Genomic DNA, 17,542 nt, shown 5'->3' on the forward strand with positions numbered 1-17,542 from the left:
GCAAAAGTGGAAAAAGTTTTTTTCTCGCTTACTGCTAAAAATCCTGCGGATACCGTTTATATAAACCGCAAACTGGCCGAATATCTTAAAACGCACAATAAAAATTTTCCACTTCACCTTCGATATCAACCTGCAGGGACTGAGGATCTTCTCTTATCCACTTCGGTTCATCTGGGAACTTTGCTTGTGGAGGGCTTAGGCGATAGTTTGCAGATCCAAGGTGTTCCCTTTTTGGATAATCTCAAACTGGCCTACAATATTTTGCAAGGTTGTCGTCTGCGTATTTTCAAAACGGAATACATTTCCTGTCCCTCGTGTGGGCGCACACTCTTTGATCTTCAGACCACCACGCAAAAAATTCGTGAAGTGACGGGCCACCTCAAAGGTGTGAAAATCGCCGTCATGGGTTGCATTGTCAATGGCCCGGGTGAAATGGCCGATGCTGATTTTGGTTATGTGGGCACTGGCCCCAAAAAAATAAGTTTGTATGTCGGCAAGGAATGTGTGGAACGCAATATCCCCGAAGAAGATGCCGTCGATCATTTGATCGGACTTATCAAAACCCACAATCGTTGGGTAGAAAATCAAGCCCCTTCCTCTCTTTAAATTCTTAAAATAATTGGGGATTTTACCCCCCCATCTCGAAGGGGAAATTGGGGAATTTTTCTTATTCCACAAAGGGTATAAATACAACCCATTGAAATTATTAATCTTTAATTATTCTCTGTCAGGCACCTTTCTTGCTTATATTAAGAATGTACGAAAAGGAGCTTTTATGATGAAAAAACTTTTTACAAAATTTTTAATGGTTCAATTGGGCCTTCTTATCGCGTCTTTTCTGCCAGCTTGTAGCGGTGGCAGTTTAAGGATTGATTGTAAAGACGGTGAGTTTTGGGAACGTGAATCCAAGCAATGTGTGCGTACAGATACCATTACTCAAAATATAGGAGGAAACACATGCAATCCAGAGGGTGGTGGTGATAACAATTCACCTCCTGCCAATGAATGTTCAGAAGAAATTATTACCGCCCGTACCGAAATGGCCTCGTGGATTCCTGATACAGCTAAAGTTTATGGATTTGCCAGATACGATAGTCAGGATGTTCTTTGGGATGTAGCTCCAACCGGGGAATTTAAAGAAAAGATCAACAGTTTTATTGATGGTTTAGGAAAAGGTATGGCGGCCTTTGGCTTCATGGAGAAACAAGGCATGCACATGGCTGTTTATTCAACCAAAGAAGCGCCAGAAAATGAAGATGAGGGTGATAATTGGATGAAACAGTTGGATGCCATGATTTTTTATTTCCCTCAAATCAGGGATGAGTCTGTTGTATTTGCCGCTGGTCAAAATTTGGTAGTTGAAGGGCAAGAAGACGATCCTTTGCTTGTATTAAACGCGGACGTTTTGGAAGGAGGGCAGTACCAAAAGCTAATCGTGCAGGATGAGGAAATTGTCCAGACTGTTTATGTAGCGAGCCATTTTATTGTGGTTACCCTCTCTCCAGAAAATGTAGAAAATATTGAAAATGTCCGTCTGGGAAGGGCTAATTCGGTTAATACTTTATCCCGGGCTCAATCCATTATTCGCGACTGTGGGTCCACCATCCATGTCATGGCCAAAACCAATTGGCTTAAAAAAGCAGAAGATGTGGATGTGGCCAAACTGGACGAATTAATTACCAAATATGCCAAGGGCGACGTAAGTGTAAAAAAATATTTTACAGCGGATGCCCAGGATGTGGCTATTGAGTTGGCTCTGCGTGGTTTTCGTAAAGACGATACGGTGAGACCCGAGAATGTACTGGGATACAAATTTGCCGAATTAAGCGGGGCTTTCTGGGATGGTGAAAACCGTGAAACAAAACTCCAGGTTGAAATCTCGGACAAAGCGATTGCCTATTTGATGATTTTGTTTAATTTGGATGATGAAGATGGGGCTGCGCCGCCTCCGGCTCCTTAATTTTACCGGAAAACGCCGTTTCGGTACTTAAGCGAGATGAGAAAATCGTAGAGCCAGTCCGGCAAGATCTGAATCACCTTCGTTAAAATCTGTAAAGGCCAGGGAAACACAAACCTGGCCTTTTTCTTTTCAATTGCGCGCACCATCCGCTCTGCCGCATCGCGGGCGCCAATCACTAAAGGCATGTGTTTGTTCTTGGCTGTCATGGGCGTGTGCACATAACCCGGATGAATGCTGGTGACATGGATGCCATGGTGTTTTAAATCGCAGCGAATGGATTCCAAATAAGTCGTGAGCGCTGCTTTGCTCGAAGAGTAAGCGCTGGAGGCCGGCAGCCCGCGAAACGAAGCCACACTCGACACTCCCACCAAATGCCCGCAACCCTGTTTGAGCATGATGTTCTTGGCCGCCTCCAAGCTCGCCACGCATCCCATGACATTGGTGGCCAAGATGCTGAGCGTTTTTTCCGTGTGATCCTCCCACGCCGGAGTCGAAGCCCCAATGCCTGCGTTGGCGATGAAGATGTCGACTTGTTCCAATTCGTGGAATAGGCCTTGAATCACTGGAGCGACTTGAGGAAGGTTTTGAACGTCACAAGCAGCAATAAAAATTTTTGTCCCCGGGAATTGGATTTCGATTTCCTTCTTTAAACTTTCAAGCAACTCCAACCGTCGCGCCGTCAGTCCCAGCGAATACCCTTTTTGAGCATACACAAAAGCCATTTCGCGCCCGAGTCCCGTTGAAGCGCCGGTGATGATGACGGTGGGTTGCATAGGGGCACCCTAAAGCAGTAAAAGGGGCAAAGCCAATGAAAATGTGATGAAAATGTGAGCAACTTTATTTTTAAGAAATCGATAACCCTCCCACACTTTTTAAGAGAGGATTTTTATGGCATTTTCACCATCATCTTTGGTGCGTCTTGGGACGAATAGAGGAATTAATCTCCTTGGAGGTCATTCCCTTTTTAACCGCCCTGTTGCGAGCCCACCTGTATCCCATGATCACCGACCCTTAGGCCTGCCGCACTCTATTCATGGCCCCAAGAAGACAATGGATCCAGTTCAGATAACCTACGATGCCAGTCATTATAACCCAGTTGAAAATCCACTTTTAGGGAACGGAGACGATCTCTTCATGGGTTCTGCCGATCTTATTTTGGAGGATGTTATTCAAAGCCCAAGGGTTCATGCAAGTAAGCCAGAATACACTACGGAAGATGTGGAGGCCATGTTGCGGACTTACACCGCTCATGTTGTAGCGCGGCCAATGGAAGAAGTGTTTTCATCAGACGAACTTGCTGAGATGGCAGCAACAGAGGCAGGCTGGAAGCGGGTTACGCCGGAGGGAATCCCTATTCTTCGCCCAGGAGATGGAAAAACGAGATCCCTCTTTGAGCAAATCATGAAACGCCTTACAGCAGCGGTCCCGCTCGATGAAAAAGCCGCTTCTGCCGATGTTCCTGTGGCATCTGACATGCTGGCGGCTCGACAAGTCGATGTGGCGACTCCAGCTGATATGGTTGCGGAATGGGCTCAAGTGGATGAGGAACCTTTGACCGTTCTAGATTGCTTTCTGATTTCCGATGCAGTGTTACAATCGGATCGTCTCCCTAAGGGACTCACACTGGAAGTGGCCCGAGCCATGGTGGAATTTTTAAGGAGAGTCCAAGCAGCCCGTTCTGAAGATAGGCCTGTTGATGTCCCCTTTTTAGGGGACTCTCTAGCTAATTTTTTTGACTCAATGACGGATTCAAGACTGGAGGCAATGATTGAGCTTTGTCAGGGCATTGTGGAAAGAATCAAAGCACAAGAAAAAGAGGGGGACTTGTAGGGGCGCCGCTTGCTGCGCCCGTCAATAGGAACAAATCACGGGCGAACACAAGGTTCGCGGGACAAATCCCTTGACAATGAAGGGTTAAATCCGCGAAAAGAGCACCCACACTTGGAGGAATTCATGGCCACCAAAGAAGACAAAGTAAAAGATAATGCCCCGGGAAGCTGGTATGTCGATGCGCAATGTATCGACTGCGATTTATGTCGTACAACGGCTCCTGCCAATTTTAAACAGAACCCCGATGAAGGTTATTCCTATGTTTATAAGCAGCCGGAAAACGATGAGGAACGTAAATTGTGCCAACAGGCCTTGGAAGAATGCCCTGTAGAAGCCATCGGGAGCGATGCCGAATAAAAAATCTCGTTTAACCACTTGATTTAAGTTTAAAATTTTTAAACACCCCTTTTTTGAAAGGGGTTGTTCTTTTTTTTTCAAATTTTTTTTTATATCAAAATCAGTTATTTATCATTTCTTCTAAAAACCTCCTTGATACCCACTAAGCCTTGTGGTTGAATCCAACCTCACCACAAGATGTAGTAGTTTCCTCAAATTGAGGGGGGAATCCACAGCACCTTAGGTTTTTTTAAAAAGAGCGATTTTTTTACGCTTAAGGGGTAGTTTTTGGCTTTTTTATGGTTCGACGGGGCTCACCATGTCCATATTATGAAGGACACCCTGAGCCGACGTGCTGAGCCAGTCGAAGCATTGTCGAAGGGTCAACAATTTAAGTTTAGGGGGTTTTCATGAAAATCAAACGCGTTCTCACCAAAAAAGGTCAGTCACCTTATCAAGATATTCGTTTTGTTCCTCGTCATTCTGAAATTAGAAACCCTGATGGATCCATTGCCTTTCATATGGATAATGTCATCATCCCCGAAAGCTGGTCGCAGGTGGCCACTGATGTTTTGGCGCAAAAATATTTTCGTAAAACAGGAGTGCCCTTGGATCAAGAAGGGGCTTCTATTAGCTATCACCGTCAGCCGGCTGCAAAGCCATCCAAAGAAGCTAAATTGGGCTCGGAACATGATGCTCGCCAGGTTTTTCATCGCATGGCGGGTTGTTGGACTTTTTGGGCTGAAAAATACGGTTACTTTGATACGCCCGAAGACGCAGATGTCTTTTACGATGAAGTTTCCTACATGCTTGCCAATCAAATGGCCGCACCCAACAGCCCTCAGTGGTTTAATACGGGGCTCCATTATGCCTATGGGTTGGATGGTGGCAGCCAGGGGCATTATTTTGTTAATCCAAAGACAGGGGCTTTGGAAAAATCAACCAGTGCGTATGAACGCGGGCAAGTGCATGCGTGTTTTATCCAGTCAGTCCGTGATGATTTGGTCAACGAAGGGGGTATCATGGATTTATGGACCAAGGAGGCCCGCCTTTTTAAATATGGTTCGGGTACGGGGTCAAACTTTAGTGCCATTCGCGGCAAGGGAGAAAGACTTTCCGGGGGCGGGCGTTCGTCCGGTTTGATGAGCTTTTTGCAAATTGGAGATCGCGCTGCCGGGGCCATCAAGTCAGGGGGAACCACACGCCGTGCGGCCAAGATGGTCGTGCTTGATGTGGATCATCCGGATATTGAAGAGTTTGTTAATTGGAAGGTTATTGAAGAACAAAAAGTGGCGGCCTTGGTGGCGGGATCGCGTATTTCCCACCGGTGTTTGTCGGCCATCATGACCGCTTGCCAAAACAAGGAATTGGGCGAGGACCGGTTTGAACCCAAAAAGAATCCCGAGTTGAACAAGGCCATTTTCCAGGCGCGTACCAATGAAATTCCGCTCAATTATGTTTATCGAGTTATTCAGTATGCACGGCAGGGTTACAACCATATTGAATTCCGTGAATACAATACCGAATGGACTTCCGAGGCTTATCAAACCGTTTCCGGACAAAATTCCAACAATTCGGTCAGGCTTTCCAACGATTTCATGAAAGCCGTCATTGAAGACGAGGAATGGAACTTGGTCAACCGTTCCGATAAAAAAATTTCCAAAACCATGAAGGCCCGGGATTTGTGGGATCAAATTTCTTATGCGGCTTGGGCTTGTGCTGACCCCGGGGTTCAATATGACACCACGGTAAACCAATGGCATACCTGCCCCCAGGGCGGGCGCATCAACGCCAGCAACCCGTGTTCGGAATACATGTTCTTAGATGATACGGCTTGCAATTTGGCTTCCTTAAACCTGATCAAGTTTTACGATTTGGAAAAGGAACAATTCAATATCGAAGCCTACCGTCATGCGACTCGTTTGTGGACGGTCATTTTGGAAATATCGGTGCTCATGGCCCAGTTTCCAAGCAAGGAAATTGCCATCAAAACACACGAGTACCGCACTCTTGGTTTGGGCTATGCCAACCTGGGAGCGCTTTTAATGGTTCAAGGGATCCCCTATGACAGTAAAAAAGGCCGGGCCATTTCAGGAGCCCTGACGGCTATTTTGTGCGGGGAATCCTATGCGACTTCGGCTGAGATGGCCAAAGAGTTGGGGGCTTTCCCTCGTTTTGAAGAAAATAAAAATGCCATGCTGCGTGTGATACGCAACCACCGGCGTGCGGCTTACAATGTCAGCGAAAGTGAATATGAAGACCTGACCATCAGCCCCATGGGGATTGACCATCGTGAATGCCCGGCTGATTTGTTGCGTTCGGCCCGTGAAGCTTGGGATCGTGCCCTCAATTTGGGGGAACGTCATGGGTACCGCAATGCGCAGTCCACCGTTATTGCTCCTACAGGGACGATCGGGTTGGTGATGGATTGCGATACCACCGGCATCGAACCTGATTTTGCCCTGGTCAAATTCAAAAAATTGGCAGGGGGAGGGTATTTTAAAATTATCAATCAAAGTGTTCCGCCGGCTCTTAAAAGATTGGGATACAATGAAGACCAGATTTTGGAGATTATCCGTTATTGCCGTGGGACAGGCACTCTTAAAGGAGCTCCTGTCATTAATCACGAAAGCCTCAAGTCCAAGGGGTTTACCGAAGATGTTTTGGAAAAAATCGAAGGCCAGCTCTTGCAGGCTTTTGACATTACCTTTGTGTTTAATAAATGGACTTTGGGAGAAGACTTTATTCATGATGTGCTTGGCATCGCCGATGAAAAATCAAATGCGTTCTCCTTTAATCTTTTGAAGGAAATTGGTTTCACCGATGAAGAAATTGCCAAGGCCAATGATTATTGCTGTGGCACGATGACTTTGGAAGGGGCTCCCTTCCTGAAGGAAGAACATCTGGCCGTGTTTGACTGCGCCAGCAAGTGCGGCAAATATGGGAAGCGCTACATTCATACCAATGGACACATTGAGATGATGGCGGCGGCCCAGCCCTTTATTTCGGGGGCCATTTCCAAAACCATCAACATGCCCAATGAGGCCACCATCCAAGACGTCCAGGAAGCTTACACCAAGTCGTGGCGCATGATGCTGAAGGCCAATGCATTGTATCGTGACGGTTCCAAACTATCACAACCTTTGAATTCTGTAGCCAAGGATTTGTTGGACGATATCCAGATCACGGAAGAAAAAATTGGGGAACGTCCCACCCCTCTTCAGATTGTCGAAAAGGTGGTTTACCGCTATCTGTCCAAACGGCGCACACTCCCTGGGCGTCGTAATGGATTTACCCAAAAAGCGGAAGTGGGAGGGCATAAGGTTTATCTTCGCACGGGCGAATTTGCCGATGGTTCGCTTGGTGAAATTTTCCTTGATATGCATAAAGAAGGGGCTGCTTTCCGAAGCTTGATGAACTGTTTTGCCATCGCCATTTCCATTGGTCTTCAATACGGGGTTCCCTTGGAAGAATTTGTGGAAGCTTTCACTTTCACCCGTTTTGAGCCCAACGGCATCGTGAAGGGCCACGACAATATCAAGATGTCGACCTCTGTCATTGATTACATTTTCCGTGAGCTGGCCATGAGCTATTTGGGCCGCTATGATTTGGTGCACGTCAATCCCGAAGACTTGCGTAACGATGCGGTAAAGAGGCAGGAAAAGGATTTTGACAGCGAGGAAGTTGTCTCCGTCCGAAAGATCCCGGCGGCCACCGCCGATGGCGGGCAGATGGAGGTAGGGGCGCCGCTTGCTGCGCCCATACATGCGGGCAATGGGGGTAACGGAGGGATGCAGGGAGTACCCCTCACCATGCGCGCCGCGCTCAAAGACTTCGATGTCACTGCGACAAAACTCCAGGAAGCCCGCCTCAAAGGTTACGAAGGCGACCCCTGCCCCGAATGCGGACAGCTGACGCTGGTGAGGAACGGCAGTTGCCTTAAATGCAACAGCTGCGGAGCCACAACGGGATGTTCCTGATTCGCCCCCTCTTAGGTTAAGAGGGGGTTGGGGGGAGTTACGTCTTTGATATGAACTTCGTCGAGGATTATAATCAAATCCACCAAAATCCGGTGAATCGCGCTCTGCACATGGTGGGGATTCCCGCAGTGCTTCTTTCTTTGCCCCTTTTCTTTTGGGATTGGCGATGGGCGTTAGGCTTGTTTAGTGTCGGATGGATTTTTCAATTTGTAGGCCATGCCTTTGAAGGCAAACCCCCCGCATTTTTTTCACATCCTGCTTATTTGATTGCCGGGATCGGCTGGTGGTTTCGTAAAGTCTTCAGAATAAAAAACTAGGGTTCTTTTTTTACTTGAACAATAAAGAAAGCGATGTGGGTTTTTTACTTCTTTGTAGTAGCAGTCGTAGAAGAACTTTTCTTTTTGCTTTTAGGCCTTTTTTTGCCGTGAGAGCCTTTAAAAATCTTTCCGCGTTTTGATCTTTTGTCGCCTTTTCCCATAAATTCCTCCAAAAAAGTTAAAAAGTGTTGGCATTTGTATCATTGTTTATTTTTTGAAGCAAGAAAGTTAAAACTGACCTTTGGACACAATTGGCTTGGTCTTTATTTTCAATGGTTTCCCGTTGTTTTAATTAAAATAAAAAAATAAAATCGTCATTCCCGCCACGTGACTCCGCAACGCGGAGTTCTGTTAGTGGGAATCCGTTATTGGGCCCCCGCCCTCAGAAATCCTCGGAATACCGAGGATTGGCCCTCGATAAAACCATTCGAGGGCAGGCTTGGCGGGGATGACTTTGATAGATGTGTCCAAAGGTCAGAGTTAAAAAGTTAAAAATCTCGCAACTCTTTTTAGACTTTGCCGATAATCAAAACGTAAGGTTTAAAAAGGGAGTCTTTCCGGGGGTATTTCAGTCTATATAATATAAAAAAGGGTTCAGTCCTGACATTTTAAGTATAAGTGTTCAATTTAATGACACGAAGCGTTAGTTTCGCGTTGACCGATACGTGTTAAATGTGATACAAGAACGCCTTCTTTGTCAGGTGAAACAACCAAAATGGAGGTTTTAATCCCATGACCACTCAACGTTACGTAAGTGCTTCTTCCAACAAATCTTCAAAAGTTCCGAGCCTGCCTTTTAAGGTGGGTGATATGGCCGTCTATCCCGCTCATGGCGTGGGTGAGGTGACCGGTATTGAATCTCGTGAAATTTCCGGTTCCAAACAAATATTTTATGTTCTTCAAATTCTCGATAGCGGCATGAAAATCATGGTGCCTACCACCAATGTGAATGCTGTGGGTTTGCGAGAAATTATTTCTGAATCAGAAGTAAAGGCTGTATACGCTATTTTAAAAGAACGCGATGTTGCCATTGATAATCAAACCTGGAACCGTCGCTACCGTGAATACATGGACAAAATCAAAACCGGTTCGGTCTATGAAATTGCCGAGGTGTATCGTGATTTGTCCCTGCTTAAGAGCGAAAAGGAATTGTCTTTTGGTGAACGCAAAATGTTGGACACAGCAAAGAATCTTTTGGTCAAAGAACTCGCTTTTGCCGAAGATTGCGATGAGGATGAAATTGAAGAAAAGCTGGAAGACATTTTTGCTGATGAATAATTAAACCAATTGTAAAAAATCAGATTAAAAAACCCCCTCCCTTGAGAGGGGTTTTTTATTGCCCAGTGTGTGTTAATTTGACACGTAAGTGTTTAAACTTTGTCACTTTTTTTGATTTGGATCGCTTGAACTAAGGGGGTGTCAAAAAAATGATTTCAAAAAAAGATAAGTTATTCCAATAACATAAGGTGTTAGTGCCAAAAAAAAAGAGTGACAATTTTTTGAAACCCCTTTACACTTACTCCCTACCTGCCGTTTTGTTGGAGATCAAGATACTTAAGTTTTAAGGAGAATTACCCATATGGTGGTAAGCGCAATGCCTATGGAAGCTTTTACGCCTTCTGAAAAGAGTCAAAAAGCTGAAGGAATGGATTTCTTTGTTCGTGAGCTTAAAGAACAAGAGAAAAAAATTCGTGATTTGGAGCAACTGGTAGAAACCATTGGTCGTGGGAAGTACATGTGGGAGTCGACCTTTGATGCCATTGCAGATCCGGTGATGATTGTTTCTCCAGAATATAAAATTCTACGTGCCAATAAAGCCGCTGCCAATGCAGGAAACATTGATGTTCGTAAAATGATTGGAACAACCTGCTACGAAACATTGGCTGGTTTTAAGAAACCTTGCCGGGGTTGTCCTTTAAAAGAAACGATTAAATCAAAAAGCAATCAAACTTTTTCTCTTGACCCTTTTTTAAATGGGGGGAGGCATTATCAGGTGCACTCCTATCATATTCGTTCTGAGTTGGCGCCGGATCAGGTGGTGCTTTACTATCGGGATGTAACCCAGGAAAAAAAGTTGCATCGCGAGCTTTTACAAATTGAAAAAATGGCCGCCATTGGCACTTTGGCTGGGGGGGTGGCTCATGAGATCAATAATCCTTTGGGTGGAATTCTGGCTTTCGTGCAATTGGTGATGCGGGAAATAGCCAAAGATCATCCATCTCAAAACGATCTGAAAGAAATAGAAGAAGCGGCACTTCGCTGCAAACGCATCGTCCAAGATTTGCTTGATTTTTCCCGTCAACATCGCGATGAAAAATTTGGCCCCATTATTTTAAATGACATCATTGAAAAGATGGTCCCCTTAATTAAAATTCAGGCCAAAAATATCGGTGTCGAAATCAACCTCAAATTTGATCCCCATCTTTTACCCGTGGAAGGAAGCTCACACAAATTACAACAGGTTTTCCTCAATTTGATCACCAATGCTTATTACGCCATGAAAAAAGGGGGCGTACTCACCATTAAAACCTACATGAATGCATCCAAGACAAAAGTTTTGTGCGATGTGAATGATACAGGGGAGGGAATTCCTTCCGCCATTTCAGATAAAATTTTTGATCCTTACTTTACCACCAAAAAACAAGGGGAAGGGACGGGCCTGGGCTTGTCCATCACCTATGGCATTATTCAAGAACACAAAGGACATATCGATGTTTTTAGCAAATTAGGGGTGGGAACAACGTTTACTTTTTCTTTTCCAGTGTCGGGGAATGGTTAAAAAAATGAAAAGGGGAAATTTATGACTATGAAAGGCCGTATTCTTGTTGTTGATGACGAAGAAGTGATTGTCAAAGCATTGGTTAAGTATTTAACCCAGGAAGGATTTGATGTTGAAAGCGCTCCAGATGGCCCCCAGGCCATTGAAATGTGCAAGGACAAGCACTTCGATCTCATATTAACTGATCTGAAAATGCCATCGATGGATGGTATTGAGCTTATCAAAGAAGCCAAAAAGATAAGCCCGGACCTTAGTTTTATTGTGATGACGGGGCATGGTTCCATTAACAATGCTGTGCAAGCCATGAAGGTGGGTGCCTTTCATTACATTACGAAACCCTTTGAGTTAGAGGATGTGAAACACACCATTTTAAAGGCGCTTGAAAATTCTAGTCTCAGTTACGAAAACAGATTATTGCGCAAGCAGGTTAAAACCCGTTACGGCATGGACAATATCATTGGAGCCAGTGAAGAACTGGAAGAAGTCTTTAAACTGGTGGAAAAAGTGGCTGAAACGGATTCGACAGTTCTTATTCTGGGTGAATCAGGAACCGGGAAAGAACTCATTGCCCGCGCCATTCATTATAATAGTGCCCGGTCGGGCAAACCCTTGGTTACTGTTAACTGCGGAGCCATTCCTGAAAACCTTCTTGAATCAGAATTATTTGGACATGTGAAAGGTTCATTTACAGGGGCCACTCACACTAAAATGGGACGGTTTGAAATGGCCAATGGGGGAACTATTTTCTTGGACGAAATCGGAGACATGAGTTTAAAGCTTCAGGTCAAGCTCTTGCGTGTTCTTCAAGAAAGAAAATTTGAGCCTGTTGGGTCCACCAAAACAGTTGAAACGGATGTGCGTGTAATTGCGGCAACAAACCGTAATCTTGAAGATCTTGTGAACAAGGGGGAGTTTAGGGAAGATCTCTATTACCGACTGAATGTGATTCCCATCAACATACCGCCCTTGCGTCAACGCGTGTGTGATATTCCCATTTTGGTAGAACATTTTCTAAAAAGCTACTCACAGAGTAACGGGGTGAAGGAACCCAAAATTTCCCAGGAGCTCATGAGTCTTTTAATGAACTACAAATGGCCAGGCAATGTACGCGAACTTGAAAACACCATGGAACGCCTGGTGGTATTGCGTCCCGGGCAGGAAATACAGGTTTCAGATTTGCCGGATAAATTTTTGAATGTATCCGATTCATTGTTCAAAAATTCGGCCCTTCATATCCCTGAGGCAGGCATCAATCTTAAAAATGCGGTGAATGATTTTGAAAACACCCTCATTTTAAAAGCCCTGGAAAAAACCGGATGGAATAAAAACAGGGCGGCCACGCTTCTTAAGCTGAATCGAACAACTCTGGTTGAAAAAATAAAGAAGAAACAACTTGAAAGATACACAAGTTAGAATGAAAGTAGTTTTTCATGAGCCAGTCAGGTTGTGATTTTTTGTTTGTCGATCCAGACGGTGATGTTCTTTTCTCCCTTACTCAAAAGGCTTCCCAGCAAGGATGGTCTTTTAAGACATGCACCAGGGCCCAAGCTGCTTTGGATATCCTTGAAAAAGAACAAATTAAAGTTGTTGTTGCCGAACTGAATCTTCCCGATTTTTCATCCCTTCAAATTCTTGAATGGCTTCAAACACAGGCGATGAAGCCTGAAGTCATTTTAATGACCGCGCAGGCCAGTGTGGAAACGGCTATCAAAGCCATGAAGATGCATGCTTTTGACTATTTGATGAAACCATTTTCAGAAAATGAGGCTGTTGTTTTTTGCATGCGACAGGCTCTCGATAAATATCATCTGGTGAATAAGATGACTTCTGGGAATACGCAGGGCACGGAGTTTTTATTTTCAGGCATTGTTGGGCAAAGCCAAAAACTAAAAGCCGTGCTCGATATGGTAACCAATGTAGTCCAAAGTGATACCACCGTTTTAATTTTGGGAGAGTCAGGCACAGGCAAAGAGCTGGTGGCCAAGGCTCTTCATCAGTTGAGCCACCGTAAAGATAAGCCTTTTGTTGCTATTCATTGTGCGGCCATGCCAGAAACGCTTCTTGAAAGTGAACTTTTTGGATATGTGCGCGGTTCTTTTACAGACGCAGGTGATGACAAAGAAGGTTTATTTGAAGTGGCTAATGGTGGAATTGTTTTTTTGGATGAAATTGGGGAAATGACCCTGACGACCCAAGTCAAATTGTTGCGTGTTTTGCAGGAAGGGGAAGTAAGACGTGTCGGGGATACTGTTTCAAAAAAAGTGGATGTGCGCATTGTGGCAGCCACAAACTCCGATTTAACAGACATGGTGGCCAAAGGTCTTTTTAGGGAAGATCTTTTTTATCGGCTTAATGTTATTGCGGTAACATTGCCACCCTTGCGTGAACGTGGGGAAGATATTATTTTACTGGCGAATCATTTTCTTCACAAAATAGCCTCCAAGCTAAACAAGCCGGTTCATAAACTTTCTGTGGATGCTTTGGAAGCTTTAAAGGTCTATCCATGGCCTGGCAATATTCGAGAACTTGAAAATACCATCGAGCGGGCTGTTGTTTTAAGTGAAGAAGATACCATTCGTGCTAAAAATTTAACTCCATCCATTCTGTCCCGGTCTTTTTATACGCCTCCTGTCCCCAATGAAAATTTGAGTTTTCTGGCCTATAAAGAAGCCAAAAAAAGGGCTGTTGACCAATTCAACAGTGGTTACATTACAGACCTAGTCGACCGCTGTCAGGGGAACATGACTCAAGCTGCCCTGAAAGCCGGCATGGATCGCAGTAATTTCAAAAAAATATTCAAAAAATATATCAAAACAAAATCTTAACCGGTAAACTTGTTTAAAATTTTTTTCAATTATTTCTAGTTTGACTCTTTTTTTTGGATATGGTCCATAAGAGTTTTCATGCCTATGACTAAAGAACTTGTCCTTCTCTGCGGTACTTATACAAAAGCCCTTGAGGATATTCCCTCTGTTCTGGCCAAAGAAGGTTTAAAAACCCAGAATGTTTTGCCCCATGAATTGGTTCCTCAAATTTCCCAGGCTCAAGGGGATCTGGTTGTATTAAGCTTTCCCAAAAATGAACTCGATGCGGTTTTTCCCTTGGTGGAAGCCATCAAGCAGGAAAATGACAGCCTTCCCATTTTTGTTGTTTCTGACAACGACCAGGCCGGCCCTGCTGTCAGTCTTATTAAAAAAGGGGTGGCTGAATATATTTCTTACCCGCTTGATAAATCGTTTAAAAATCTGGTCCAGCATGCTCTTCGTTATTACAACCTCACCAAAAAAGTTTTTTTGTTGGAAGATAGATTAGGGATTGCCACTTCTTTTGAAGGAATGATCGGTCGCAGTGAAAGAATGATTGAAAATTTCAGGATGATCCAGGCCGTGGCCAAGTCGAATGCCACGGTTCTCATCACAGGAGAGTCCGGTACAGGCAAAGAACTTGTGGCCAAGGCCATTCACCGGCGCTCTGACCGCGCCTCTTTTCGTTTTATTGACCTCAATTGCGGAGCCATTCCGCGTGACCTTCTGGAAAATGAATTGTTTGGCCATGAGCGGGGAGCTTTTACGGGGGCCCATAAAAGATATCAGGGTAGTTTTGAGGCGGCGCATCGGGGAACGCTTTTTTTGGATGAAATTAGCGAAATGGATCCCCTGCTTCAGGTGAAATTATTGCGCGTACTCCAGGAACGCAGCTTCATGCGTATTGGGGGCACTGAAAAAATTGATGTGGATGTACGCATTGTGGCGGCCACCAACCGCAATCTGCACGAATCCATCGAAAAAGGTCTCTTTCGTGAAGATCTTTTCTATCGTTTGAATGTGGTGAATATTAACATTCCTTCGCTTCGCGACCGGCGTGCAGATATTCCCCTTTTAGCCCATCACTTTTTGGAACTTTATTCGGCTAAAAATAACCGTATTTTTCTTGATTTTGCGGATGACTGCATGGAAGCCCTTATCAATTATGACTGGCCGGGCAATGTGCGCGAATTAGAAAACACAATCGAACGTGTGGTTGTGTTGCATAACGACAGCCAGGTTAAACTTAAATTTTTATCCAAACAAATCCAGCGCGTGAGTCGTGCCATCAGTTTTAAGGAGGTTGCCAGGTCGGGCATGAGTTTGGATGATTCAAAAATTATTCCTTTAGATGATCTGGAACGCAAAGCCATTGAAGGGGCGCTTATCAAATTTCAGGGCAATATCGGGGTTGCGGCCAAAAAGCTTCAGATAGGGCAGGCCACTCTTTATCGAAAAGTAAAAAAGTACGGGCTTATTCAATTGGGAAAACTGGCCAAGGAAATTTAATGTATGATTACAGCCGCCGCGGAAAAAGATGGGGTTTTGGTTTTGGTTTTGGAAGGAAATCTGGAAATATCCAAGCAATCCAAGCTTAAGGATGAACTTCAAAAGCAAATAGCTCTTTCTTCCAACATGCAAATTCTTGTCGATTTACGCAAAGTCTCCTTTGTGGATAGCGCTTGTTTGGGTGTGTTTATTGGGCTGGCCAGGCAGGTGCGTAAGGATGGTGGAGATATCAGGCTTGCGGGTCTTAACGATGAAGTGATGGCTATTTTTCAGATGACCCGGTTAGACAAGGTCTTCCAGATTTTTGCTGCCAATGAGCAAGGTATTTCCTCATACCAATCTTCATGAAAAATTCAAACCTAAGATGGTCTTTTTCTTTTTCAAACGAAGGGGCCATTCTATCCTCGTTTGAAAAAATCCTTAAAAAAGTCATTACCAAACAAAACAAGCGTTATTTTTCCAAACAATTCATTCAGGATTTGCTGACTGCTTTTACAGAAGGGGTCGCCAATGCCATTCGGCATGCCCATGAGCTTGAAAAACACGGCAAGATAGAATGCACCTTGTGTGTTGATGCCCAGGGGGTTGAGATGACCATTGAAGACCATGGCCCCGGCTTTAACCTGACCCGTGTTCCCCTTCCAAAATTTAGGACTTATGCTGAAAGTGGGCGAGGGGTGTTCATGATGCGCCAGCTCATGGATACTGTTTCTTATCAGCGGGGCTCTAAAAAAAATAAACTTATCCTGAAACGATCTTTTGTAAATGCCGGTTCGGGGGATGTTGATTTGCTTTATGAAATAAGCGATGCCATTTTGCAGAGTCCCAATCCGGAACATGCCTACGATATTATCCTGGAAAAAATGGTGGGGGTTTTCGGTGTGGAAAAAGCCTCCATTCTTCGATACGATCCTGAACTTAAAAAATTAAAAGTTGTTGCCAGCCGTGGTTTAAAGAAGAATGTCAAGGAACTGACCCTTATTCGCCCCGGGGAAGGTATTTCGGGGTATGTGTTTCAACATGCCAAGCCCTGTTTGATTGAAGACATGGAAAAAAACCAGTCGGGATGGCGAAAAAAGAAAAAATACAAGAGCCGTTCTTTTATTTCGGCACCCCTTGTGTGCTTTCCCATGATCAGGCAGGAAACCCTGGGTGTTATCAACATGACCGATCGTATCAACGGCAAACCCTTTACCAAAAAGGATTTACGCCTACTGACGACCATTGCTAATCAGGCCACGGCCTATCTTCATATTTGCCAGTTTCATTCCAAGGCCAAAAAGGCGGAAGTACTTAACCGTGAACTTGAAATTGCCCGAAAAATTCAACAAAGCTATCTTCCCTCCAAACCTCCCCAGGTTTCCGGGTTTGAGCTGGCCGGATGGTGCGATATGGCCCAATCGGTGGGAGGGGATTATTATGATTTTTTACCGGCAGAGGATGGTTCGCTCTATGTCGTGGTGGCCGACGTTTCCGGGCACGATGTGGCGGCAGCCCTTACCATGGCCAACTTGCGCAGCAATCTGAAGGCCCATCTCACAAACAATGCAGACCCGGGTGTTGTGCTAGAGCTTTTGAATAAAAGCCTATTTGACGATCTTGTGCGGCATGATCAATTTATTTCAATCGTTCTCGCAAAATTTTCACAAAATCGGGATGAAGTCTTTATTGCCAATGCAGGACATCCGTATCCCTTTTTATTAAGGGAGGGGAAGTCTGTCTCTGTTTTCCCCAATCTGGCTTCACAATCCGTCTTGGGGACAATCCAGAATGAAAAATACAAAATGCTTCCGTTTAAGCTTTCTTCCGGGGACACTCTTGTTTTTTTTACGGATGGGATTCTTGAAATGATGGGACAGAAAGGGAGTCGATTGGGTCGGATGGGATGGACCCAATTACTGGAAAATCATGCATCCAAATCGTTGGCATCCATGATAGCCGCGCTCCAAGAAGATCTGACTTCCTTTAGAGGGCCCATGGCTCCCCACGATGATGTCACTGCCGCTTTTGTCCGGTTGCAATAAGTC

13 protein-coding genes and 1 pseudogene (1 of these 14 running past the window's edge) are annotated in these 17,542 nt (G+C 44.7%); 13 read left to right on the plus strand and 1 reads right to left on the minus strand.

All coding sequences use genetic code 11. The features are described 5' to 3' along the window. Together A2048_02240 and A2048_02245 are read left to right on the plus strand one after the other, a co-directional pair. Nucleotides 1-606, plus strand: a pseudogene (locus A2048_02240) (hypothetical protein); it begins 1,350 nt to the left of the window's first position. A gap of 13 nt (nucleotides 607-619) precedes the next feature. Beyond that, nucleotides 620-1,960: a hypothetical protein gene (locus tag A2048_02245; protein OGP08878.1), complete on the plus strand. Its 1,341-nt coding sequence runs from the start codon at nucleotides 620-622 to the stop codon at nucleotides 1,958-1,960. Between the two features lie 2 nt (nucleotides 1,961-1,962). Here A2048_02245 and A2048_02250 read toward each other — a convergent pair whose 3' ends face one another. Further along, the gene (locus A2048_02250) at nucleotides 1,963-2,733 is read right to left on the minus strand and encodes a hypothetical protein (protein ID OGP08879.1); all 771 of its coding nucleotides are present in this window, start codon (nucleotides 2,731-2,733) and stop codon (nucleotides 1,963-1,965) included. 277 nt (nucleotides 2,734-3,010) lie between these two features. Between A2048_02250 and A2048_02255 the strand changes: the two genes are divergently transcribed. From A2048_02255 to A2048_02305, 11 genes are all read left to right on the plus strand, one after another. Further along, on the plus strand, nucleotides 3,011-3,790 hold the full coding sequence (locus tag A2048_02255) for a hypothetical protein (GenBank protein OGP08880.1): 780 nt from the start codon (nucleotides 3,011-3,013) through the stop codon (nucleotides 3,788-3,790). 123 nt (nucleotides 3,791-3,913) lie between these two features. Then, nucleotides 3,914-4,147: a ferredoxin gene (locus tag A2048_02260; protein OGP08881.1), complete on the plus strand. Its 234-nt coding sequence runs from the start codon at nucleotides 3,914-3,916 to the stop codon at nucleotides 4,145-4,147. Nucleotides 4,148-4,536: 389 nt separating this feature from the next. After that, nucleotides 4,537-8,106 (plus strand): ribonucleoside-diphosphate reductase, adenosylcobalamin-dependent, encoded by a 3,570-nt coding sequence (locus tag A2048_02265; protein OGP08882.1) that lies wholly within the window; start codon nucleotides 4,537-4,539, stop codon nucleotides 8,104-8,106. Between the two features lie 50 nt (nucleotides 8,107-8,156). Next, the gene (locus tag A2048_02270; GenBank protein ID OGP08883.1) at nucleotides 8,157-8,423 is read left to right on the plus strand and encodes a permease; all 267 of its coding nucleotides are present in this window, start codon (nucleotides 8,157-8,159) and stop codon (nucleotides 8,421-8,423) included. A gap of 810 nt (nucleotides 8,424-9,233) precedes the next feature. Continuing rightward, nucleotides 9,234-9,701, plus strand: coding sequence for a CarD family transcriptional regulator (locus tag A2048_02275; GenBank protein ID OGP08952.1), 468 nt, complete (start codon nucleotides 9,234-9,236; stop codon nucleotides 9,699-9,701). Between the two features lie 322 nt (nucleotides 9,702-10,023). Continuing rightward, entirely contained in the window at nucleotides 10,024-11,202 is a 1,179-nt protein-coding gene (locus A2048_02280; protein OGP08884.1) for a hypothetical protein, read from the plus strand. Between the two features lie 21 nt (nucleotides 11,203-11,223). Beyond that, on the plus strand, nucleotides 11,224-12,615 hold the full coding sequence (locus A2048_02285; protein ID OGP08885.1) for a Fis family transcriptional regulator: 1,392 nt from the start codon (nucleotides 11,224-11,226) through the stop codon (nucleotides 12,613-12,615). Between the two features lie 17 nt (nucleotides 12,616-12,632). After that, complete coding sequence (locus tag A2048_02290; GenBank protein ID OGP08886.1) at nucleotides 12,633-14,027, plus strand: hypothetical protein; 1,395 nt, start codon at nucleotides 12,633-12,635, stop codon at nucleotides 14,025-14,027. A gap of 84 nt (nucleotides 14,028-14,111) precedes the next feature. After that, the gene (locus A2048_02295) at nucleotides 14,112-15,515 is read left to right on the plus strand and encodes a hypothetical protein (GenBank protein ID OGP08887.1); all 1,404 of its coding nucleotides are present in this window, start codon (nucleotides 14,112-14,114) and stop codon (nucleotides 15,513-15,515) included. Between the two features lie 3 nt (nucleotides 15,516-15,518). Continuing rightward, nucleotides 15,519-15,863, plus strand: coding sequence for a hypothetical protein (locus A2048_02300; GenBank protein ID OGP08888.1), 345 nt, complete (start codon nucleotides 15,519-15,521; stop codon nucleotides 15,861-15,863). Further along, nucleotides 15,860-17,539, plus strand: coding sequence for a hypothetical protein (locus tag A2048_02305; GenBank protein ID OGP08889.1), 1,680 nt, complete (start codon nucleotides 15,860-15,862; stop codon nucleotides 17,537-17,539). Before A2048_02300 ends, A2048_02305 begins: the two co-directional genes overlap by 4 nt. The last annotated feature ends 3 nt before the right edge of the window (nucleotides 17,540-17,542 follow it).

This window comes from Deltaproteobacteria bacterium GWA2_45_12 (assembly GCA_001797365.1).
GTDB lineage: Bacteria > UBA10199 > UBA10199 > UBA10199 > UBA10199 > UBA10199.

Bases quoted from the DNA above. Each gene is read 5' to 3' on its own strand.
- A2048_02250 (OGP08879.1), bottom strand. From the start codon at position 2,733: ATGCAACCCACCGTCATCATCACCGGCGCTTCAACGGGACTCGGGCGC.
- A2048_02255 (OGP08880.1), top strand. From the start codon at position 3,011: ATGGATCCAGTTCAGATAACCTACGATGCCAGTCATTATAACCCAGTT.
- A2048_02260 (OGP08881.1), top strand. From the start codon at position 3,914: ATGGCCACCAAAGAAGACAAAGTAAAAGATAATGCCCCGGGAAGCTGG.
- A2048_02265 (OGP08882.1), top strand. From the start codon at position 4,537: ATGAAAATCAAACGCGTTCTCACCAAAAAAGGTCAGTCACCTTATCAA.
- A2048_02270 (OGP08883.1), top strand. From the start codon at position 8,157: ATGAACTTCGTCGAGGATTATAATCAAATCCACCAAAATCCGGTGAAT.
- A2048_02275 (OGP08952.1), top strand. From the start codon at position 9,234: ATGGCCGTCTATCCCGCTCATGGCGTGGGTGAGGTGACCGGTATTGAA.
- A2048_02280 (OGP08884.1), top strand. From the start codon at position 10,024: ATGGAAGCTTTTACGCCTTCTGAAAAGAGTCAAAAAGCTGAAGGAATG.
- A2048_02285 (OGP08885.1), top strand. From the start codon at position 11,224: ATGACTATGAAAGGCCGTATTCTTGTTGTTGATGACGAAGAAGTGATT.
- A2048_02290 (OGP08886.1), top strand. From the start codon at position 12,633: ATGAGCCAGTCAGGTTGTGATTTTTTGTTTGTCGATCCAGACGGTGAT.
- A2048_02295 (OGP08887.1), top strand. From the start codon at position 14,112: ATGACTAAAGAACTTGTCCTTCTCTGCGGTACTTATACAAAAGCCCTT.
- A2048_02300 (OGP08888.1), top strand. From the start codon at position 15,519: ATGATTACAGCCGCCGCGGAAAAAGATGGGGTTTTGGTTTTGGTTTTG.
- A2048_02305 (OGP08889.1), top strand. From the start codon at position 15,860: ATGAAAAATTCAAACCTAAGATGGTCTTTTTCTTTTTCAAACGAAGGG.